Annotated in this window: 17 protein-coding genes; 7 read left to right on the forward strand and 10 right to left on the reverse strand. The window is 74.1% G+C overall.

What is annotated here, in order from left to right; translation table 11 throughout:
• Positions 1-303: 303 nt before the first annotated feature.
• The 4 genes from ACIA79_RS32760 to ACIA79_RS32775 all read right to left on the reverse strand — a co-directional run bounded on the left by ACIA79_RS32760 (position 304) and on the right by ACIA79_RS32775 (position 3,828).
• On the reverse strand, positions 304-678 hold the full coding sequence (locus tag ACIA79_RS32760; protein WP_026278069.1) for an RNA polymerase-binding protein RbpA: 375 nt from the start codon (positions 676-678) through the stop codon (positions 304-306).
• Positions 679-933: 255 nt separating this feature from the next.
• A complete protein-coding gene (locus ACIA79_RS32765; protein ID WP_399432063.1) occupies positions 934-2,286 on the reverse strand; it encodes an MFS transporter in 1,353 nt (450 codons plus the stop codon).
• A gap of 52 nt (positions 2,287-2,338) precedes the next feature.
• Positions 2,339-3,103 (reverse strand): glycerophosphodiester phosphodiesterase, encoded by a 765-nt coding sequence (locus ACIA79_RS32770; RefSeq protein ID WP_399432064.1) that lies wholly within the window; start codon positions 3,101-3,103, stop codon positions 2,339-2,341.
• Positions 3,100-3,828 (reverse strand): YitT family protein, encoded by a 729-nt coding sequence (locus ACIA79_RS32775; RefSeq protein ID WP_399432065.1) that lies wholly within the window; start codon positions 3,826-3,828, stop codon positions 3,100-3,102. Before ACIA79_RS32775 ends, ACIA79_RS32770 begins: the two co-directional genes overlap by 4 nt.
• Before the next feature lie 103 nt (positions 3,829-3,931).
• Here ACIA79_RS32775 and ACIA79_RS32780 point away from each other — a divergent pair, with 103 nt between their 5' ends.
• Positions 3,932-5,437, forward strand: coding sequence for a PLP-dependent aminotransferase family protein (locus ACIA79_RS32780; RefSeq protein WP_399432066.1), 1,506 nt, complete (start codon positions 3,932-3,934; stop codon positions 5,435-5,437).
• Positions 5,438-5,601: 164 nt separating this feature from the next.
• On the opposite strand, the gene ACIA79_RS32785 is transcribed toward ACIA79_RS32780, so the two are convergent.
• Together ACIA79_RS32785 and ACIA79_RS32790 are read right to left on the reverse strand one after the other, a co-directional pair.
• On the reverse strand, positions 5,602-7,182 hold the full coding sequence (locus tag ACIA79_RS32785) for a hypothetical protein (protein WP_399432067.1): 1,581 nt from the start codon (positions 7,180-7,182) through the stop codon (positions 5,602-5,604).
• Positions 7,183-7,223: 41 nt separating this feature from the next.
• Complete coding sequence (locus ACIA79_RS32790) at positions 7,224-7,418, reverse strand: hypothetical protein (protein WP_017949565.1); 195 nt, start codon at positions 7,416-7,418, stop codon at positions 7,224-7,226.
• Positions 7,419-7,768: 350 nt separating this feature from the next.
• Here ACIA79_RS32790 and ACIA79_RS32795 point away from each other — a divergent pair, with 350 nt between their 5' ends.
• The 3 genes from ACIA79_RS32795 (at position 7,769) to ACIA79_RS32805 (ending at position 13,724) form a co-directional block, all read left to right on the forward strand.
• A complete protein-coding gene (locus tag ACIA79_RS32795) occupies positions 7,769-8,161 on the forward strand; it encodes an ankyrin repeat domain-containing protein (protein ID WP_399432068.1) in 393 nt (130 codons plus the stop codon).
• A gap of 231 nt (positions 8,162-8,392) precedes the next feature.
• Positions 8,393-9,811 (forward strand): HEAT repeat domain-containing protein, encoded by a 1,419-nt coding sequence (locus ACIA79_RS32800; RefSeq protein ID WP_399432069.1) that lies wholly within the window; start codon positions 8,393-8,395, stop codon positions 9,809-9,811.
• 307 nt (positions 9,812-10,118) lie between these two features.
• Positions 10,119-13,724: a hydantoinase B/oxoprolinase family protein gene (locus tag ACIA79_RS32805; RefSeq protein WP_399432070.1), complete on the forward strand. Its 3,606-nt coding sequence runs from the start codon at positions 10,119-10,121 to the stop codon at positions 13,722-13,724.
• Between the two features lie 334 nt (positions 13,725-14,058).
• Here the strand turns inward: ACIA79_RS32805 and ACIA79_RS32810 are convergent, their stop codons facing one another.
• Genes ACIA79_RS32810 through ACIA79_RS32825 form a run of 4 tightly spaced genes read right to left on the reverse strand, consistent with a single transcriptional unit; the run spans position 14,059 to position 17,627 of the window.
• Positions 14,059-14,922, reverse strand: a complete 864-nt coding sequence (locus tag ACIA79_RS32810) for a biotin-dependent carboxyltransferase family protein (protein ID WP_399432071.1) — start codon at positions 14,920-14,922, stop codon at positions 14,059-14,061.
• The gene (locus ACIA79_RS32815) at positions 14,919-15,560 is read right to left on the reverse strand and encodes an allophanate hydrolase subunit 1 (protein WP_399432072.1); all 642 of its coding nucleotides are present in this window, start codon (positions 15,558-15,560) and stop codon (positions 14,919-14,921) included. The genes ACIA79_RS32810 and ACIA79_RS32815 overlap by 4 nt, the downstream gene beginning before the upstream one ends.
• The gene (locus ACIA79_RS32820) at positions 15,557-16,321 is read right to left on the reverse strand and encodes a LamB/YcsF family protein (RefSeq protein WP_399432073.1); all 765 of its coding nucleotides are present in this window, start codon (positions 16,319-16,321) and stop codon (positions 15,557-15,559) included. The genes ACIA79_RS32815 and ACIA79_RS32820 overlap by 4 nt, the downstream gene beginning before the upstream one ends.
• Positions 16,322-16,346: 25 nt before the next feature.
• On the reverse strand, positions 16,347-17,627 hold the full coding sequence (locus ACIA79_RS32825; protein ID WP_399432074.1) for an MFS transporter: 1,281 nt from the start codon (positions 17,625-17,627) through the stop codon (positions 16,347-16,349).
• Between the two features lie 181 nt (positions 17,628-17,808).
• Here ACIA79_RS32825 and ACIA79_RS32830 point away from each other — a divergent pair, with 181 nt between their 5' ends.
• From ACIA79_RS32830 to ACIA79_RS32840, 3 genes are all read left to right on the forward strand, one after another.
• Positions 17,809-18,525 carry a GntR family transcriptional regulator gene (locus ACIA79_RS32830; RefSeq protein ID WP_399432075.1) on the forward strand — a complete coding sequence of 239 codons (717 nt, stop codon included), beginning with the start codon at positions 17,809-17,811 and terminating at the stop codon, positions 18,523-18,525.
• Between the two features lie 219 nt (positions 18,526-18,744).
• Positions 18,745-20,271, forward strand: a complete 1,527-nt coding sequence (locus tag ACIA79_RS32835; protein ID WP_399432076.1) for a hypothetical protein — start codon at positions 18,745-18,747, stop codon at positions 20,269-20,271.
• A 223-nt stretch (positions 20,272-20,494) separates the two neighbouring features.
• Positions 20,495-21,397 carry a hypothetical protein gene (locus ACIA79_RS32840; protein WP_399432078.1) on the forward strand — a complete coding sequence of 301 codons (903 nt, stop codon included), beginning with the start codon at positions 20,495-20,497 and terminating at the stop codon, positions 21,395-21,397.

Here is a 21,397-nt window from a genome sequence, read left to right on the forward strand (position 1 = left end):
CCGGGGTCGAAACCGCCGCGCGGATCGGTGTTCCACAGCCGGTACGTGCCGTTCCGCAGCCGGGGCCCCGACGGCCCCCCCCCCCCCCCCCAGAACCCCCCGGGGGCCCGCCCCCCCGGGCGCGGCCCCCCCCCCCCCCGGGCCCCGCGCCCCCGCGCCCCCCCCCCCCCCCCCCCCCCCCCCCCCCCCCCCCCCCCCCCCCCCCCCCCCGCGCCCCCGGCCCCCCCCCCCCCCCCCCCCCCCCCCCCCCCCCCCCCCCCCCCGCGGCTCTTGTGTGTTCCGTGCTGGTCGCGGTATCCGCGATCAGGCGGACTTCCGGCTGTCGCGCGGGTGCACGGCGATGTTCATGGCGCCGGACCGCAGGACCGCCAGCCTTTCGGCCAGCACTTCCTCCAGCTCTTCGCGAGTGCGCCGCTCCATAAGCATGTCCCAGTGCGTACGCGCCGGCTTGCCCTTCTTCTCCTCGGGGCCGTCCCCGTCCACCAGGAGTGCCTGGCTTCCGCAGACCTTGCACTCCCACTCCGGCGGAATCTCCGCCTCGACCGAGAAGGGCATCTCGAAACGATGCCCCTTCTCGCATGCGTACTCCACCGCCTGGCGCGGGGCCAGATCGATGCCGCGGTCGGTCTCGTAGCTGGTCACCACGAGGCGCGTGCCGCGAAGAGCTCGCTCACTCATGAATCGTGCCTCCCGGGCTTGTCGCCCACAGGACAGGTGTCGCTGTCGTCGTCATCCGGTCAACGTCCGGTCGGCGGTAAAGATTCCCGTTGCGGGTCATGCGTCGCCCGTCGTGCCGCCCCTTTTTGTACCCACCAGTGCCCGGTTTGTCACATCTGACAGAAGATGTCACCCCGCGTCGTCATTTCTCCGGCGCGCAGTAACGGTCCGCCTGGCAGGCCAAAGGCGTACACTACCGGCCTTTGACGGCCGCGTCTAAATCCGGTCCGGTACGGGGTTTCCCGCGGCGGCCACCGCGCGGCGCACCGGCACCCGCGCCAGCAGCACGAAACCCAGCGCGAAGAAGACCACCAGGGACACGATGGCGTCCCGGTAGCTGCCCGTCAGCTGGTACGCCAGCCCGAACACGAGCGGCCCCAGCCAGCTCAGACCCCGGTCGCTCATCTCGTAGGCCGAAAAGTACTCGGCCTCCTTGCCACGCGGCACCAGATGGGAGAAGAGGGACCGCGACAGGGCCTGGCTCCCGCCGAGCACGAGCCCGATCGCCGCGGCCAGCACGAAGAACCAGACCGGCGCGCCGGCCGGCAGGAAGTACCCGCCCGCGAGGATCAGCGTCCATACGGCCAGCGACCCGAGGATCGTGCGCTTGGCCCCGTAGGAACGCGCCAGCCGCCCCATCCCCAGGGCCCCGGCCACCGCCAGCACCTGCACCAGCAGCACCGCGGTGATCAGCGTCGTCTGGTCGAGGCCGAGCTCCTCCGAGCCGTACACCGACGCCTGGGAGATCACCGTCTGCACGCCGTCGTTGTAGATGAGATACGCCAGCAGGAAGGACAGCGTCAGCGGGTGCCGGCGCATGTCCGCCAGGGTCGCCCACAGCTGGCGCCACCCCGACCCGACCGCGCCCTCGCCGTCCGGTGCCACCCGCCGGTCCCGCAGCCTGCGCAGCGGTACGAGCGTGAAGGCGCCCCACCACAGGCCGGCCGACGCCAGGCAGATCCGCACCGCCTCCGGCTCCGACACCCCGAAGGAGTCGTGGCCCGTGTACAGGACGAGGTCGAGCACGAGGACCAGGGCCCCGGAGGTGTAGCCGAAGGCCCAGCCGCGCGAGGAGACCCCGTCGCGTTCCTCCGGCTCCGCGATCTGCGGCAGGTAGGCGTTGTACAGCGCCATGGACACCGCCAGGGAGGCGTTCGCCACGATCAGCAGGAACGCGCCCAGCAGATAGCGATCCCCCTCCAGGAAGAACAGTCCCGCCGTCGCGGCCGCCCCCAGGTACGCGGCGGTCGCCAGCAGCGGCTTCTTGCGGCCCGTGCGGTCCGCCACCGCGCCCGCCAGCGGCATCACCAGGACGGCCAGGACGACCGACAGGGACACCGCGTACGCGAAGACCGAGCCGGCGCGGACCGGGATGCCGAGCGGGTGGACGAAGCCCTCGGCGTCGGCGGCCGCCCGGGCGACCGAGGTGAGGTACGGGCCGATGAAGACGGTCAGCACGCTGGTCGAGTAGACCGAGCACGCGAAGTCGTAGAAGTACCAGCCCCGCTGCTCACGTCTGCGGTCGTGGCCGGGCTTCCGGGCGTCCTGGCCGGCGGTCTCGGCGGTCATCGCGCGCCCCCCTTGTTCGTCCCCGTGGCGAGGCGACGGCACGGCGGGAACCTCAGACCCACACTCCCCGGTCGGTCAGCACCGTACGCAGCGTCTCCAGATGATCGGTCATGATGCCATCCACCCCCATGTCGGCAAGAGCGGCCATCCGCTCCGGATCGTTCACCGTCCAGACGTGGACCTGGAGCCCCCGCTCGTGCGCGGCCCGGATGAAACGGCGGTCCACCACCCGCACCCCGTTCTGGGTCTCGGGCACCTGGGCCGCCACCGCCCCGCGGCGCAGCGCCGCCGGAATCCCGTACGAGCGCAGCCGCAGCGCCAGGACCCCTGCCACGCCGTACGAGGTGGCCAGGCGCGGTCCCGCCAGCCGCAGCGCCCGGGTCACCCGGCCCTCGTTGAAGGAGCCGACGCACACCCGGTCCCAGGAGTCCGTCCTGCGGACCAGCTCCACCAGCGGTTCGAGGGCGGACTCGGCCTTGATGTCCACGTTCCAGCGGGCCTCGGGGAACTCCTCCAGCAGGTCCTCGAAGAGCGGCAGCGGCTCCTTGCCGGCCACGCGGGCTTCCCGGACCTCGCTCCAGGGCAGGTCGCCGATCCGGCCGCGGGCGTCCGTCACACGGTCCAGCGTCGCGTCGTGGAAGGCGACGAGCCGCCCGTCGGCGGTGGTGTGCACATCGGTCTCGAAGTAGCGGTAGCCGGCCGCGGCGGCCCTCCGGAAGGCCGTCGCGGTGTTCTCCAGCCCGTCCGCCGCCCCGCCGCGGTGGGCGAAGGGTATGAGGGACGGGTGGTCGAGATACGGGTGGCGAACGCGAGTCACCGCCGCAGTATCGCCTGCTCGGGCTTGCCGGAGGCAACCACGGTGCTGCCGGCCGGCCCGGCCGGAGCGCCCGGGACGGTGAAGACCCGCAGGAAGAACTGGGCGAGCGGGCCGATCGCCAGGGCGTACAGCACCGTCCCGATCCCCAGGGAGCCGCCCAGCAGGAACCCGGTGAGGACCACCGTGAGCTCGATGGTGGTGCGGATCAGGCGGAGGGAGCGGCCGGTGAGCCGGTGCAGGCCCGTCATCAGACCGTCGCGCGGGCCGGGGCCGAAGCGGGCGGCGATGTAGAGGCCGGTGGCCACGCCGTTGAGCACGATCCCGCCGGCCATCAGGGAGACCTGGGCGGCCGCGCCGCGCACGTCCGGGACGGACCACAGGGTGGCGTCCATCGCGAAACCGATGACCAGGACGTTGGAGACGGTGCCCAGGCCGGGCCTCTGGCGCAGCGGTATCCAGAGCAGGAGCACGGCGGCGCCCACGATGGTCAGCACGACACCCATGCTCAGACCGGTCCGCTCGGCCAGCCCCTGGTGCAGGACGTTCCACGGCTCCAGGCCGAGTCCGCTGCGGACGAGCAGCGCCGAGCTGATGCCGTAGAGGGCGAGGCCCAGGTAGAGCTGGACCAGCCTGCGCGTGAGATGGCGGGGCGTCGCGCCGGCCACGGTGGCGGCGGCGGTGACAGGACGGATGACGGGCTCCGGTGTGCCGGATGTCGTCGACATGGGTTGTGCCCCCCGAAGTGGTGGTGTGGACTGGCTCATGTCACCCTGTGGCATGGCTTTGGACGCCAACCAGGTCCAATTCGAGGAAGGTGGACTGAATTCCATGACTGAATGGACTTCCGCGGTGGGCGCCGCCCAACTGGCCCGGCAGCTGAACGCCCAGCAGCCGCGGCCGGCCGGCCCGGGCACCCGTAAGCCGCCCGCCTACCGCGCGCTCGCCGACGGCATCCGGCTGCTGGTCCTGGAGGGCCGCGTGCCCGTCGCGGCGCGTCTGCCCGCCGAGCGCGAACTGGCCCTGTCCCTGTCCGTCAGCCGCACCACGGTCGCGGCCGCGTACGAGGCGCTGCGTGCCGAGGGCTTCCTGGAGTCCCGGCGCGGCGCCGGGAGCTGGACAGCCGTCCCCGCGGGCAACCCGCTGCCCGCCCGGGGCCTCGAACCCCTGCCGCCCGAGTCCCTCGGATCCATGATCGACCTGGGCTGCGCCTCCCTCCCGGCGCCCGAGCCCTGGCTGACCCGGGCCGTCCAGGGCGCCCTCGTGGAGCTCCCGCCGTACGCCCACACGCATGGCGACTACCCGGCCGGGCTGCCCGCGCTGCGGCAGATGCTCGCCGACCGCTACACCGCGCGGGGCATCCCGACGATGCCCGAGCAGATCATGGTCACGACCGGCGCGATGGGCGCGATCGACGCCATCTGCCACCTGTTCGCCGGTCGCGGCGAACGGATCGCCGTCGAGTCGCCCTCGTACGCCAACATCCTCCAGCTCATGCGGGAGGCCGGCGCCCGGCTCGTGCCCGTCGCGATGGCCGAGGGGCTGGCCGGCTGGGACCTGCCCCGCTGGCGGCAGGTGTTCCGGGACGCCGGGCCCCGGCTGGCCTACGTGGTCGCGGACTTCCACAACCCGACGGGCGCGCTCGCCGACGAGGACCAGCGGCGCCAGCTGGTGGACGCCGCCCGTTCCGCCGGGACCGTGCTCGTCGTCGACGAGACCATGACGGAGCTGCACCTGGAGGACGGGCTGGAGATGCCCCGGCCCGTCTGCGCCTTCGACCCGGCCGGCAGCACCGTGCTCACGGTCGGCTCCGCCAGCAAGGCCTTCTGGGCCGGGATGCGCATCGGGTGGGTCCGCGCCGCGCCCGACGTCATCCGCTCCCTGGTCGCCGCCCGCGCGTACGCCGACCTCGGGACGCCGGTCCTGGAGCAGCTGGCCGTCACCTGGCTGATGAGCACCGGCGGCTGGGAGGAGGCGGTCGCCCTGCGGCGCACGCAGGCGCGCGAGAACCGGGACGCGCTGGTCGAGGCGGTCCGCAGGGAGCTCCCCGGCTGGGAGTTCGACGTCCCCCTCGGCGGGCTCACCCTGTGGGTCCGCACCGGCGGCCTGTCCGGCTCCCGCCTCGCCGAGGCGGGCGAGCGCGTGGGCGTGCGGGTGCCGTCGGGACCGCGCTTCGGTGTGGACGGAGCCTTCGAGGGCTACGTACGGCTGCCGTTCACGGTCGGCGGCCCGGTCGCCGACGAGGCGGCGGCCCGCCTCGCCGCGGCGGCCCGCCTGGTGGAGTCGGGTGCCACGGGGGGCATCCCCGCGGAGACGCCGCGCACGTTCGTGGCGTGACGGCCGCCGGCCGCGCGTGGGTACGGCCGTGATGTCGCCGCGTCCGTTCGTGGCGTGGGCCGGCCGCGCGCGGAGCACGGCCGCCGAGTCGCCGCGTCCGTCCGTGACCTGGCCTGCGGGGGTGCGAACGGGCGCTTCGGCGGCCGCCGGTGGGTGGGACCCGGTCACCCCGTCGTTTCGTGGCGCCGGCCGGCGATGCGGTCCATCTCCAGCGCGTCGGCCGCCGTCCGGTGCTCCGGGAGCAGTTCCAGGACCGCCTGCCGGTGTGCGTCCGACGTCGCCTCGTCGTACGGGTCCGGCGTCGCCGGCACCTGGAGCCTGAGCACCGGCCCCGTGCCGAGCCGGGCGTAGCCGCGGCCGGGCGGCACGCCGGGGACGGGCGTCGTGTGCGGCGCCCTGCCGAGGACCGCCTCCGCCTCGTCGCGGGTGGCGGGCCCGAGGACGACCCGCGCGCGCGTGTGCGTGCGGACCGCCTCGCTCAGCGTCTCGGCGCCGTCGAACTGCTCGGCCACGACGACCGTCACGTGCGCCGCCCTGCCGTGCCGCAGCGGCACCTGGAGCAGGTCCTGGGGGTCGGGCCGGCCGTCGGCCGCCGCGAGCTGCGCGAGGACACCGGGCCGGTCCATGAGGATCCACAGCGGCCGCTTGGTGTCGCCGGGCACGGGCCGGCCCGCCTGCCGGGCGCGGTTCGCCGCGATCAGCCGCCGTTCCGTCTCGTGCGCCGCCCACTCCAGGCTGGTGAGCGCACCGGCCGCACCGCACTCGACGCCCAGCACACCGGAGCGCCCGGTCAGGGAGGCGTACTCCCCGGTGCCGCTGCCCTCCACGATCAGGATGTCGCCGTGCTCCAGCGCCTGGAGCGCGATCGAGCGCAGCAGCGAGGTGGTGCCGCTGCCGGGCTGGCCGACGACCAGCAGGTGGGGTTCCGTCGAGCGCGGGCCCGTCCGCCAGACGACCGGCGGGGCGTCACGCCGTTCGTCCCCCTCCCACACCGGCATGGTCCGCTGCACGGCGTCGTCGTCCGTGAAGCCGAGCACCGTCTCGCCCGGCGCGGTCACGAACCGCTGCGCCGCGATGGAGGTCGGCAGCGCGGGCAGCACCCGCATCAGCAGCTGGTTGCCCTCCTCGTCCCAGTCGAAGAGGTACTCGCGGCCGCGCCCCGACTTGGCGTGCAGCAGCCGCTCGACGCGGGCCCTGGAGGCCGCCTCCCCGTCCGGGAAGTACGCCGGGTACGCGATCCTCAGCCGCACCGGCCGGCCGTCGCCGTCGAACGCGAAGTCGCTGAAGACCTTGCCCCACTCCCCGCCGTGGAAGAAGAGCGGAGCGGGGTCCTCGGGCACCGAGAAGTGCGGCACCAGGGCCTCGTACAGCGCCTTGAGCCGCTCGGTCTCCGCCTCGTCGGGCCCGGTCCTGACGACCGGGCGTTCCCGTCCGTGCCACGCCGCCGCGCCCATCAGGGAGATCAGGGCGAGGAGCGGGCCGTACGGGAGGAGGGCGACGACCACGACGCAGGCCGCGGCAAGGAACAGCGCGGGACCGCGCCGTTCCTTGGGGGTCGCGGCCCACTTCGCGCGACCTGCAGCGGCCAGCCTCCGCAGACCGCGGGTGACCGTGATCAGCGGATGGAGCACGTCCGAGGCGCCTTCGGCGGCCGTGCGCGCGATCTCCCGGCTCCGCGCGATCCGGTCGCTGCCGCTGCTGAGAACGCGGGGAATCGGGATGCGGGGGAGCGGTCGCCGGGCCACGTCGTACTCCTGTGGGGGTGGAAGAGGGGTCGCGGGCGGCGTCAGAACTTGATCCCGCCCAACAGGCTCGCGAGGCTCGCGCCGCCCGCCGTGATGCTCGGGGCGATGGCGGTGCCCGCGAGGTAGAACCCGAAGAGGGCGCAGACGAGGGCGTGGGAGGCCTTGAGCCCGTCCTTCTTGAAGAAGAGGAAGACGATGATGCCGAGCAGGACCACGCCGGAGATGGACAGGATCATGAGTTTCTCCTGGGTGAGGGGACAATCACCTTGAGTACTTCCAGCCTCACAGCAAGTATCTATGCGGCAAAAGGTGCAATCGGGTGAATAAGCTGAGTTTTCACTTGAATGGCGGATGCCGGATTCCCGCCGCACCCCGATGTGACGCGCAGGCGCGTGCCCGCGACCCTCGGCCGACGCGGTCCGGGTGATCTTTGCCACCGAGGGGCCGGGTCATGCCCCGGCACGGGCAGTACCCTGTCGGTTCACTCGCACGGCGGCCCTCGCCGTGCGTACCGGCCCTCCCGGGTCCCTGCAGGTCAGCGCGGCCGGCGCGGCCCGGGTCAACAAGGTGAAAGGCGGTCCGTCCGATGAGTGAGACCCCGGACCCCGAGGTGATCGAGCTGGCGTCCAAGGTGTTCGACCTGGCGCGCCACGGTGACGCGGACGCACTCGCCGCGTACGTGGACGCCGGTGTGCCCGCGAACCTCACCAACGACAAGGGCGACTGCCTGGTGATGCTCGCCGCCTACCACGGCAACGCGGACGCGGTGACCGTCCTGCTGGAGCGCGGCGCCGACCCCAACCGCGTCAACGACCGGGGCCAGACCCCGATCGCCGGAGCGGTCTTCAAGGGTGAGGACGACATCGTCCGCGCCCTCCTGGCCCACGGCGCGGATCCGGAGGCAGGCACTCCGTCCGCCGTGGATACCGCGAGGATGTTCGGGAAGGCACACCTCCTGGAGCTGTTCGAGTCCCGGTGAACGGGCACTGAACTCCAGGTGGGAGCGGCACGGTAAATGTGGTCGCGGTGGCGAAATGGCTGGGTCATCATGACGTCGGGCCTGCAGGAGGCCACCGACGAGAGGCAGAGGAAGATGGTCGACACCAAGCGGAAGACGACGGGCGGCTCCACATGTTGCTGCGCGGCCTAGGCACCCACCGGTCCCCGGGATCCCGGGGTTGCGTCGACAGCTTGATGTGAGGCATTTTCCATGTTCGATCCAGTCATAGCGCCGAGCGGCACCTTGCTCGGCCTGCTGCAGAGGGGCCGCGGCGACGGCACGCTGCACGCGCTCGCCGCGCCGCGCACCGAGGCCCTCGCCGCCCTCGACCACTGCGTTCTCCACGACCCCCGCCAGGACTGGCAGGTCGAGAACCGCTCCCTCTACTACGCACGCCTGTACCTGGATCTGCACGGCGCGCTCGACGCCATCGAGGCCCACCTCTTCTGCGCCGAGGACCACCTCGACACGGACGAGTCACGCACCGGGCTCGCCCTCGCCGTACTCGGCCACCTCGCCTCGTACGGCCGCGAGGACGCCCTCGCGCTGCTGCGCAGGTACGCCGCCACCGGAGCCAACTGGGCCTGGGCCCTCGACGAGCTCGCCCTGCGCGACGACGACTCCGCGCTGCGCACCCTGGCCGTGCCCGTGCTCGCCCGCTTCCCGGCCACCCCGGCGGGCGACGCCGAGCTCGCCGTCGCCGTACGCGATGCCTTCGAGCCCCGTCCGTGGCGGCTGTGGGCCGAGGACCGGCGGGACGCCGTCGGCGCCCGGGTCCGCGCCGCTCAGGAGCGCGGCTGCTTCGACCGCTGGCAGCGCCAGATGCGCCCCAGCGGGCCCCGCCCCGGCTGGAGCGTGCGAGCGGTCTTCGACTGGGCCCAGGAGGGCCTGGACCGGGGCGCCGTGCTCCATGTGCCGGCCGCCCGCTGCCTGAACGCCGTCGCCGGCCCCGAGGACCGGCCCCTGATCCTCGAAGCCGCCCGCAGCGGATCCGACGGCGCCCGCTGCGCGGCCCTCCACTACCTCGCCGAGGTGCAGGACCCCGCAGTCCTGGACCTGATCGAGGCGGCCGCTGCCGCCGGCTCCCGCACCGTCGCCGAGGCCGCCGTCGCCGCCTTCGAGCGGATGTGCGGCGAGGCGGCCGTCGACCGTGCCCGCGGCTGGGTGCACCGGCCGGACGCGCTCGGCGCCTCGGCGGCCGGCGTGCTCGCCTGCCGGGGCGGCGCCCAGGACGCCGGCCTGGTGCTGGGAGCCCTGCGCGAGGCCGTACGGGCCGAGGGCCCCGACGCGCCCTCGCTCTACCCGCTCGTCGACGGGACCGGCCGGCTCGGCATCGCCTGCGCGGCGCCCGTCCTGCGTCACGTCTACCGGGAGACCGCGGCCTCCCAGCTGCGCGGGCGCACCGCCCGCGCCCTCGCCGCGACCGACCCCTCCTTCGCCACCGGCTTCGCCGTCGAGTGCCTGTGGGACTGCGAGGAGACCACCCGGGAGATCGCCGCCCTGCACGCCGAGACCGGTGACGTACGCGTCGCCGAGCGGCTGCGCCGCCTCGCCGCCGACCCGGCCGAGGAGGACGAGGTGCAGACGGCCGTCCGCAGCCGGATCGGCCCCGACATGCCCGCGGTCTGATCTTCCGGAGCCGGCCGCCCCGGCTCGTCGCGGCGCCGCGACGGCCCCCGCCGCCACGACCGGCTTCCGGGCGGTGACCGGCGGCCGCGCCTGGTTCGGCCGGTCCGGCCGGCGGGCGCCGCGCGGGCGCCCCGGCCCCCGGGCCGCGGAGCGCGCGGGGTGTGGAAGCGCGCCACGGGGCGACGGATACGGGGCGACGGGTCCGGGGCCGGAGGTGAGGAACGCGCGGGACGGGGCGCGCGGGGGTACCGGGCGACCGGCTCCCCGTCCCCGCGCCCGGGAGCCCTCCCGGCGCCAGAATGGGGGAGTGAACGGGCTCTGGGAGTTCTGGATCGACCGGGGCGGCACCTTCACCGACATCGTGGCCCGCCGCCCCGACGGGAGCCTGCTCACCCGCAAACTGCTCTCCCACGACCCGGAGCGCTACCGCGACGCCGCCGTCGCCGGGATCCGGCTGCTGCTCGGGACCGGCCCCGGCGAACCCGTGCCCGCGGACCGTATCCACTCCGTCAGGATGGGCACGACGGTCGCCACCAACGCCCTGCTGGAGCGCCGGGGGGAACCGACCGTCCTGCTCATCACCGAGGGGTTCCGCGACGCCCTGCGCATCGCCTACCAGAACCGGCCGCGCCTCTTCGACCGCCGCATCCTGCTCCCCGAGACGGTGTACGACCGCGTGATCGAGGTGCCCGAACGCCTCGACGCCCGCGGCGAGGTCGTCCGTCCGCTCGACCCGGCCGCCGTGCGCGCACACCTTCGGGCCGCCCGCGCGGACGGCCTGCGCAGCGCCGCCGTGGTGCTCCTGCACGGCTACCGCCACCCCGGCCACGAGGTGCGGGTCGCCGAGGCGGCGCGGGAGGCGGGCTTCACGCAGATCAGCTGCTCGCACGAGGTCAGTCCGCTCATCCGGCTCGTGCCGCGCGGTGACACCACGGTCGTCGACGCGTACCTGTCGCCGATCCTGCGGCGGTACGTCGACGAGGTCGCCACCGAACTCGCCGGCGTGCGGCTGATGTTCATGCAGTCCAACGGCGGGCTGCGGGAGGCCGCGCACTTCCGCGGCAAGGACGCCGTGCTGTCGGGCCCGGCGGGCGGCGTCGTCGGCATGGCCCGCACCTCCCGGCAGGCGGGCTTCGACCGGGTCATCGGCTTCGACATGGGCGGCACCTCCACCGACGTGTCGCACTACGCGGGTGAGTTCGAGCGGGAGCTCGGCACCGAGGTGGCGGGGGTGCGCATGCGGGCGCCCATGATGAACATCCACACCGTCGCGGCGGGCGGCGGCTCGGTCCTCCACTTCGACGGCCGCCGCTACCGGGTCGGCCCCGACTCCGCCGGCGCGGTCCCCGGACCGGCCTGCTACCGGCGCGGCGGCCCGCTGACGGTGACCGACGCCAACGTGATGCTCGGCCGGGTGCAGCCCGCCCACTTCCCGGCGGTCTTCGGCCCGGACGGGGACCAGCCGCTCGACGCCGAAGTGGTCCGCGAGCGGTTCACCCGACTCGCCGCGACGGTACGGCGCCACACCGGCACCACCCCCACCCCGGAGGACGTCGCGGCCGGCTTCCTGGAGATCGCCGTCCTCAACATGGCGAACGCCGTCAAGAAGATCTCCGTACAACGCGGCCACGACATCACGCGGTACGCCCTCACCAGCTTCGGCGGCGCGGGCGGCCAGCACGCCTGCGCGGTCGCCGACGCCCTCGGCATCGACACGGTCCTGGTCCCTCCGCTGGCCGGAGTGCTGTCCGCGTACGGCATCGGCCTCGCCGACGCCTCCGCCATGCGGGAACGCTCCATCGAGGCGGAGCTCGACGAGGGCACCTGCGCGCGGGTGCGCGAGGCGTGCGACGCACTCGCCCGGCGGACGAGCGGGGAACTGCGCGCCGAGGGCCTGCCGGACCACGCGATCAGCACCCGCGCGCGCGTGCTCCTGCGGTACGCCGGGACCGACGCGAGCCTGCCGGTCCCGCTCGGCTCCGCGCAGGACATGAGGTCGGCCTTCGAGGCGGCCCACCGCGCGCGGTACGCCTTCACCACGGACAAGCCCCTGGTCGTCGAGGCGGTCTCGGTGGAGGCGGTCGGCACGGCGGGCCCCCACGGGCCGGCCGGCGCCGCACAGGCACCCCGCGACGGCGCACCGGAGCGGCACGCCACGGTCGGGATGACCGTCGCCGGGAAACAACGGGACGCCCCGCTGTACCGGCGGGAGGACCTGCTGCCCTCCGACACCGTCGCCGGCCCGGCCGTCATCGCGGAGCCCGACGCCACGACCGTCGTCGACGACGGCTGGCAGGCGTCCGCGACCGGCACCGGGCACCTGCTGCTGACCCGGTCCCGCTCCCGGCCCGGCCGCACCGCGGTGGGCACGGACGTGGACCCCGTCCTCCTGGAGGTCTTCAACAGCCTCTTCATGGCCATCGCCGAACAGATGGGCGTGCGCCTGGAGAACACCGCCCACTCCGTCAACATCAAGGAACGGCTCGACTTCTCCTGCGCCCTCTTCGACGCCGACGGCAACCTCATCGCCAACGCCCCCCACATCCCCGTCCACCTCGGCTCGATGGGGGAGTCCATCAAGGAGGTCCTGCGCCGCAACCGAGGGGCCCTCCGGCCCGGAGACGTGTACGCCGTCAACGACCCGTACCACGGCGGGACGCACCTGCCCGACGTGACCGTCGTGACGCCCGTCTTCGGACCCTCCGGAGACCTGCGCTTCCTGGTCGCCTCCCGCGGCCACCACGCCGAGATCGGCGGCATCACGCCCGGCTCCATGCCCGCCTTCAGCCGCACGGTCCACGAGGAGGGCGTCCTCTTCGACAACTGGCTGCTCGTCCGGGACGGCCGGCTGCGCGAGGACGAGACCCGGCGCCTGCTCACCGAGGGCCCGTACCCCTCCCGCGACCCCGGCACCAACCTGGCCGACCTGCGGGCGCAGATCGCCGCCAACGAGAAGGGCATCGAGGAACTGGGCCGCATGGTCGACCAGTTCGGCCTGGACGTCGTCCACGCCTACATGCGGCACGTCCGGGACAACGCCGCCGAGTCCGTACGCCGCATCGTCGCCGATCTGCGCGACGGTTCGTACCGTTACGAGACGGACGGCGGCGCGGTCATCCAGGTCGCCGTACGCGTCGACCGGCAACGCCGCAGCGCGGTCATCGACTTCACCGGCACCTCACCGCAGCAGCCCGGCAACGCCAACGCCCCCACGTCCGTGGTCATGGCGGCGGTGCTGTACGTCTTCCGGACGCTCGTGGACGACGACATCCCGCTCAACAGCGGCTGCCTGGAGCCGCTGGAGGTAAGAGTGCCCGAAGGGTCCATGCTGGCGCCCGTCCACCCGGCGGCGACGGTGGCCGGCAACGTCGAGACGTCGCAAGCGGTGACCGGGGCGCTGTACGCCGCGCTCGGCGTGCAGGCGGAGGGCTCGGGCACCATGAACAACGTCACCTTCGGCAATGACCGCGTGCAGTACTACGAGACCGTGGCCAGCGGCTCCGGGGCGGGCGACGGGTTCGACGGAGCCGACGCCGTCCAGACGCACATGACGAACTCCCGGCTCACCGACCCCGAGGTCCTGGAATGGCGCCACCCGGTCCGGGTGGACGCCTTCGCGGTACGGCGGGGCAGCGGCGGCCCCGGCCGGTGGCGCGGCGGCAACGGCGTGGTCCGCCGCATCCGGTTCCTGGAGCCCATGACCGTTGCCCTGCTGACCGGGCACCGGCGCGTCCCGCCGTACGGCATGGCGGGCGGCGCTCCGGGCGCGCTCGGCGAGAACAGGGTGGAGCGCGCCGACGGTGCCGTGGAGCCGCTCGGCGGCGTGGACATGGTCGAGGTCGGCCCCGGGGACGTCCTGGTCGTCGCCACCCCCGGGGGCGGCGGCTTCGGGCATCCGGCCGTGGACACCTGACCGTCCCCGGTGGCCAACCGGCTCCGTGGTGACCGGTCGTGCCCAGCGGTCGATCGGCCCGGCGACTGGCCGTGCCCCGCGGCCGTTGGCCCGGCGGCGGTCGGCCGGCCCCCGGTGGCCAATCGGCTCGGTGGTGGCCTGGTCACGCCTGCGGCTGACCGGCCCTGCGGTGGACCGGCCGCGCTCGGAGGCGTACCGCCTCCGTGTTGACCGATCGGCCCGGCGGTGACCGGCTGCCCCCGCGGTGACCGAATGCGCCCGGTACCGGCCGGCCCGCGGCGGTCGGGGCCCCGCGGACTTCGTGGCGGAAGCCGGGCACCGTCGCAGGCGCGGCTCACCCCAGGGGCACGAACCGCACCGGTGTCCCCGGTGCCGCCTGCGCCGCCGCCGCCAGGTCGCCGCCCCGGACGACGGCCACCACCGGGTAGCCACCGGTCGTGGGGTGGTCCGCCAGGAACACCACCGGCCTGCCGTCCGGCGGGACCTGTACCGCGCCCGTCACCATGCCCTCGCTGGGCAGTTCGCCGGGGACGGCACGCTCCAGCGCCGGCCCTTCGGTGCGCAGCCCGATCCGGTTGCTCGCGGGAGACACCCGGTACCCGCGCGTGGCGAAGGTCCGCAGCGCCGCGGCCGTGAACCAGTCGTGGCGCGGGCCCAGCCGTACCCGCAGGACCAGCTCCCGCGGGGGAGCGGGCCAGGGCGCCGCATCGAACCCGGCCGCGGCGCACGGCGACGGCCCCAGCGGCAGCACGGCGCCGTCGCGCAGCGGTGCCGGGCCGAGGCCCGACAACAGGTCGGTGGAGCGGCTGCCCAGGACCGGCTCGGCCGCCACACCACCGGCGAACGCCAGATAGGAGCGCACGCCCCGCACCGCCGCTCCCGCTTCGAGCACGGCGCCCGCCGGAACGCGCACCGCGGCTCCCCAGGCCACCGGCCGGCCGTCCACGGTGACGGGGCACGGCGCACCGCCCACCGCGATCGTCACGGCACAGCGGGGACGCACCGCGCAGCCGTTGACCGTGGTCTCCAGGACGGCCGCGTCGTCCGGGTTGCCGACCAGCCGGTTGACGAGCCGGCTCGCGTACGGATCGAGGGCTCCCGACCGCGGCACGCCCAGGTGCGCGTGGCCGGACCGCCCGAGGTCCTGCACCGTGGTCAGCGCCCCGGCCCGTACGACCGCGAAGGCACGGTCGTTCATCGCCGCCCCACGCTCCGCGCCGCAGGACCCTCGGGCACGAACCGCACCCGCGTCCCCGGCGACAGCAGCGCGGCCGGCTCGCGCGCCGGGTCCCACAGCACCGCGTCCGTCGTCCCTATCAACTGCCAGCCGCCCGGCGACGAGCGCGGGTAGACGCCCGTGTACGTGCCCGCCACCGCGACCGAGCCCGCGGGGACGGCCGTGCGCGGCGTGGAGCGGCGCGGCACCTCGTACCGCGCGGGCAGTCCGGTCAGGTAGCCGAAGCCGGGCGCGAACCCGCAGAACGCCACCCGGAACTCCACCCCCGCATGGATGCGGGCCGCCTCGTCGGGTTCCACGCCCCACAGCGCCGCGACCACCGCCAGGTCCGGCCCGTCGTACCGGACCGGTATGTCCACCACGGGCTCCGCGCGCGCGTGCAGCGGTTCCACCTGCCACCCGCTGACCAGCGCGGCGAGGCGCCCGGGGTCCTCCACCCCGTCGAGCAGCACCGTCCGGGCCGCCGGCACGATCTCCCGTACGGCGGGCAGCGCACCGGACGCACGGCGGCGCAGCAGCTCGGCGTGGAACGCCTGCGCCTCCTCACCGCTGCCGAGCTCCACGAGCAGGGCCCGTTCCCCCACCGTCAGGGTCCTCATGCGAAGGCCTCCACCCGCACACCCGCGTCCTCCAGCCGGGTGCGGACCCGGCGGGCCAGGTCCACCGCGCCCGGCGTGTCCCCGTGCAGGCACAGCGAGCGGGCGCGCACGGCGATCGACCGACCGCACCGGGAGGTGACCACACCGGAGCGCGCCAGCGACACCGAACGCTCCACGACGGCCTCCGGGTCGGTGATGACGGCCCCTTCCTCCCGGCGCGGCACGAGGGTGCCGGCGGCGGTGTACGCCCGGTCACCGAACGCTTCCGTGACGACCGGGAGTCCGGCGCTCTCCGCCCTCTCGTGCAGCCGCGAGCCGGGCAGGCCGAGCAGCGGCAGCCGCTCGCCCGCCAGCAGCACACCGTCCACCACGGCCTGCGCCTGCTCCTCGTCGTGCACGACCCGGTTGTAGAGCGCCCCGTGCGGCTTCACGTACGACACGCGCGCTCCCGCGGCGCGGGCGAACACCTCCAGGGCACCGATCTGGTACGCCACTTCGGCGGCCAGCTCGTCGGCGGGGACGTCCATGGAGCGCCGCCCGAAGCCGGCCAGGTCACGGTAGGAGACCTGGGCGCCGATCCGGACGCCACGTTCGGCCGCGAGCGCGCACACCCGCCGCATGGTGGCGGCGTCACCGGCGTGGAAACCGCAGGCGACATTGGCGCTGGTGACGACCGACAGGAGTTGCTCGTCGTCCGTGAGCCGCCAGCGGCCGAAGCCTTCGCCGAGGTCCGCGTTGAGGTCGATCGAGACCGGGGTCATGGTGGTGTGTCTCCTCCGGAGTGCGTCATGCGAGCTCCCGGCCGCGGGTCTCGGGCAGTCCGAGCAGGGCCAGTACGGCGATGCCGTACCCCACCGCGCCGAAGACCAGCGCACCGCCCACGCCCCAGCTGTCCGCGAGGAAGCCGACCAGCGTCGGGAAGAACGCGCCCACCGCGCGACCGGTGTTGTACGTGAACCCCTGCCCGGTGCCGCGCACCGCCGTCGGGTACAGCTCGGCGAGGAACGAACCGAACCCGCTGAAGATGGCCGACATGCAGAACCCGAGCGGGAAGCCGAGCACCAGCAGCAGTCCGTCCGCCCCGGGAGGGATGTTGGTGTAGGCGACGATGCACAGCGCCGAGAGCACGGCGAAGATCACGATGTTGCGCTTCCGGCCGAGCCGGTCGGTGAGGTACCCGCCCGTCAGATAGCCGAGGAAGGCGCCGGATATCAGGAAGGTCAGATAGCCGCCCGTGCCCACCACGGTGAGACCGCGGTCGTTCTTCAGGTACGTCGGCACCCAGGTGGCCAGCGTGTAGTAGCCGCCCTGGACGCCGGTGGACAGCAGCACCGCGAACAGCGTCGTGCGCAGCAGCCCGCCGCGGAAGATGGCGGAGAAGGAACCGCGCTCGTGGCTCGCTTCGCGCACCGCGGCGACGTGCGGCGCGTCCTGGACGTTGCGGCGGACCCAGATGACCAGAAGGGCGGGCAGGGCCCCGGTCCAGAACATCACGCGCCACGCGGTGTCCGCGTCGAGGAAGTGGAACACCAGCGTGTAGACGATCACGGCGAGCGCCCAGCCGGCGGCCCAGGCGCTCTGGATCCCGCCGAGCGTTCGCCCGCGGTGCTTGGCGGAGGCGTACTCGGCGACCAGGATCGCGCCCACGGCCCACTCGCCGCCGAAGCCGACTCCCTGGAGGGCGCGGAACACCAGCAGCGTCTCGTAGTTGGGGGCGAAGCCGCAGAGGACGGTGAACAGCGCGTACGTGATGACCGTGATCATCAGCGCTTTCACCCGGCCGATCCTGTCGGCGAGGATCCCGGCGAGCACGCCGCCGACCGCCGAGACGACGAGGGTGACGGTGGTGAGCAGTCCGGTCTGGCCGCTGTTCAGGCTGAAGTAGGCCGAGATGGCCACCATGCTCAGCGGCAGGGTGAAGAAGTCGTAGGAATCGAGGGCGTAGCCGCCGAACGCGCCACCGAAGGCGCGCCGTCCGCGTGGTCCGAGCGCGCGCAGCCAGGCGAACGCGCCGCTGTCCTCGGGCAGTTCGCCCAGGGTGGCCTGAGGGGTCCGGGTCGTACTCATCTGCACCTCGCAAGGGGGGAGGCAGGCGTGAGTGAGGGGGCGTGGAGCGGGAGTCGTGCGGTGTCGCCAAAGTAGGGGATTGTTGAACGATCCGACAAGGGGGTTGTCCTCACGTTCTTCCTTCGGGTTTTCCTTCTACGATGAGCCGCGAGGCGCGGGTGACCGACGAGAAGAGGGCGTTGTGGGTACGACGGGCTCCGAGGCCGGCGGGCTGGCGGACGACCGCGCCCTCCTGGGGCGCACGAGCACGGCCGAGCGGGTCGCCGACATCCTGCGCACCCGGATCGCGGAAGGCTTCTTCCGTCCCGGCGCGCGGCTCTCGGAGGACAGCATCGCCGGCGCGCTCGGTGTGTCCCGCAACACCCTGCGCGAGGCGTTCCGACTGCTCACCCATGAGCGGCTGCTCGTCCACCAGCTCAATCGCGGCGTCTTCGTCCGCGTCCTGGCGGTCGAGGACGTGGTGGACATCTACCGCACCCGGCGCCTGGTCGAATGCGCCGTGGTGCACGGGCTGGGCAAGCCGCCGTTCGCGCTCGACGCACTGATCCGGGCGGTCACGGGCGGGGAGCGGGATGCCCGCGAGGGCGACTGGAAGGGCGTGTCCACCGCCAACATCCACTTCCACCGCGAGCTGGTGGCCCTCGCCGGCAGCGCCCGCACCGACGAGCTGATGCGCAGCGTCCTCGCCGAACTGAGGCTCGCCTTCCACATGGTGGACGACCCGCAGGCGCTGCACGGTCCCTATCTCGTACGAAACCGGGAGATTCTGGACGCCTTGAGTGCGGGGGAGCGCGAGAAGGCGGAGCACCTTCTCGCGGACTACCTCGACGATTCACGCGACCAGTTGGTGGAGGTCTACGCGCACCTCCTCGGCGACGGCTCCGGCCGCGACGGCTGACGGCTGACAGCCGACGGCTGGCGGATCCGCTGCCCCGCCCGGCCCGCCCCCGCCCGGCCCGCCCCCGCCCGGCCCGGCCGCACCCGACCCTCCACCCCCTCCGCGCCCGGGACGCACACCGCGGCGCACGGCATGCGGGCGCGGTGTACGGAGCGGCTCCCGGCGGGGCCATCTGCGCCGTTTCGACCGTTGTCGGTGCGAGGACCTAATCTGTGCACCGTGACTTCGCCTGCCTCGACGGAATTCGTTCCGCCCCAGCTCAGCGCGGGGCCGCGACCCGCTCAGGGCCCGGCCGCCGACGAGGGGCTGGCGCGGCGCCTGCGCGCGCTCGCGTGCACCGCGCCGCTGCACGACCTGGACGCCCGCAAGGCGAACCTGGCGGGGGAGTACTCGGTCTACGGCATGGCGGAGGTCGCGCTCGCCGCGATCGACCTCGTCACGCTCAACATGGACTTCGACACCGGCGCCGACCACGAGCAGATCGTGGCCCGGCTGCTGCCGAGGGTCGCAGCCCAGGCTCCCCAGCGGCCCGCCGCCGAGCACGAGCGGGTCGCCCGCTGGGTGCTGGAGAACCTGATCAACGTCGGAAGCGTGGACCGTGGCTTCCGCGCGGTGTACGGCACCTTCGGGCCCGACGGCACGTACGTCCGCCGTGACTACGACTTCAAGCTCCTGGAGGAAGTCCCCGGCTACGGCGGCAGCGTCTACCTCCGCACCACCGACGAAGCGGTCAACGTCCTCGTCGGCGCCCTCGACACCGACGTCACCAGCGCCCAGATCGCCGCGGAGGTGAAGCTGGAGGTGCTCATCAGCCGCGGACGCCTCGCCGACGCGCAGCTCGCCGCCGAGCAGGCGCGGTACCGCACCGTGCAGTACGCCGAGACGCTCCGCAAGACGCTGGAGGCCACCCGGCGCAACGTCCGCGCCGTCGACTGGCTCCGCGCCGTGCCCGACATGATCGACGAGGCGCTCGCCCACGTCGCCGACCGGTACCGCCACGAGAACGCGATCCTCACCAACATCCGCAAGGCCCGCGACGAGGCCGTGGACCAGGAGCACAAGCGGCGCGCCGCCGAACTCGTCGACATCGTCAAGGACTGCATCCGCCGGCACACCCAGCTCCAGTCCCGGCTGCTGGAGGCCGGCCCGCTGTTCCGCGCCGAGCAGGACCGGCAGGCCTTCGCCACGCCCACCGCGCGGGCGGGCCTCGACCTGTACGGACAGCTGGTCGCCCCGTTGCTGCCGCTCCCCGTCGAGCAGTCGATCCGGGTCACGGACGCGTACTTCGCCCGCGGCACCGGACTGCGCACCCCCGCGTCCGTACGCCTCGGTGACCTGGTCGATCTGCTGCTCACCCCGCCGACGGAGCGCGAGCACCTGGGCGCCGAGATGCCCGAGCCGGACCTGATCGCCACGCCCGACGACAGCCGGTTCAGCGAGGAGCAGCTCGCGACCGCCATGGAACTGCTCGACCTGGAGCACGACGCCCCCCGCCGGCTCTCCGGACTGCTCGCCGAGGCCCGCCTGCGCGACCCCGAACTCCCCTACCTGGTCGCCCTCCTGGCCATCCACGCCGCCAGCCCGCCGGTGGGGACGGCCTACCGGCAGGGTGAACAGCGCCTGCTCTTCGCCGTCGACGACGGCACGGAACTGGACGACCCGGAGTTCGGCGGCGCCGACCTGATAGTCGGTACGGCCCTGCTGGACGCGGCGGGCATGGCCGCGGACCGGAAGGACGCGACATGACCCCACGGCCCCCCGCGCGAGCCCCGCGGTCGTCGCTCCGCGCCCCACGGCACCCCGCCCGGCGGTCCGCGCCGCCCGTCCCGGACCACCCCGCGCCGGCCCCGCGGCGCCCCGCGCCCGCCCCGCCCCGCGCCCTCCGTGCGCACGCGGATGCCGACGCGGCAGTGACCGCACCGGCGAGCCCCGCACCCCGACCGACCCCCCGCAGCAAGGAGCCCCAGCCGTGAGCGACCACCACGCAGAGCACGCCGACGCGTGGAGCGAGCCCGAGGCGCCGCAGGTCTCCGAGCACACCGCGGGCGGGGCCGTCACGCCCGCCGACGCCGCCGACGCCGCGCGGCTCGTCTCCTTCGGCCTCCAGCCCAAGCTGCTGCCGGCCCGCGACGCCGAATACGCCGACCTGCTGCGCCGGTACCGCGAGGAGCCGGCCTTCGCACGGCTCGCCGACGCCGTCGCGACCGGCCTCGGGCTCATCGTCCTGGAGGTCTCCCCCCGCGCCGGAATGGCCGTCACCGCGGGCGAGGACTCGGTCTTCGCCGTCCGCATGGGCGACTACGCCCGCCGCGCCTCCACCGACTCCGCCGACCGCTTCCTGCACGGCCTGGCCCACCTCGCCGTCGCCGCCATGGCCTTCCCGCGCCCCGAGGACCTCGCCGACGACGGCTACATCGGCCGCATCACCGTCAACGGCGTGGACGCCTTCGTACGCCAGGCGTGCCGCCGCCTGGAGGAGCGGGCCGAGCAGCAGGGCGAGAACACCGACCCGGCCACCGACGCCCCCGGGCTGGAAGCCGCCTGGCGGATCTACGCGCGGCGCAGCGCCACCGGCGCCACCAAGGACGCCCGCCGGCTCGCCGGCTCCACCACCGGCATCATCGGCAAGGCCGTCGCCTTCCTGACGGAATCCGGCTTCCTCCAGCGCACCGGCGACGAGGGCGGCGGCTCGTACCGCACCACCGCCCGCTTCCAGCTGCAGGTCCGCGACATGGCGGGCAGCGCCGCCATGGCCGAGCTCCTGGAGCTCGGAGTCGTCCCGGTGAGCGACGGATCCGCCACGCTCCTCCCGCCGCCCGACGGCGACGACCTGGAGCTGGCCGCCGACGCCGGCCTGCCCTTCCACGCGTAA

The sequence above is a fragment of the Streptomyces sp. NPDC051310 genome, assembly GCF_044455245.1.
Classification (GTDB): Bacteria; Actinomycetota; Actinomycetes; order Streptomycetales; family Streptomycetaceae; genus Streptomyces.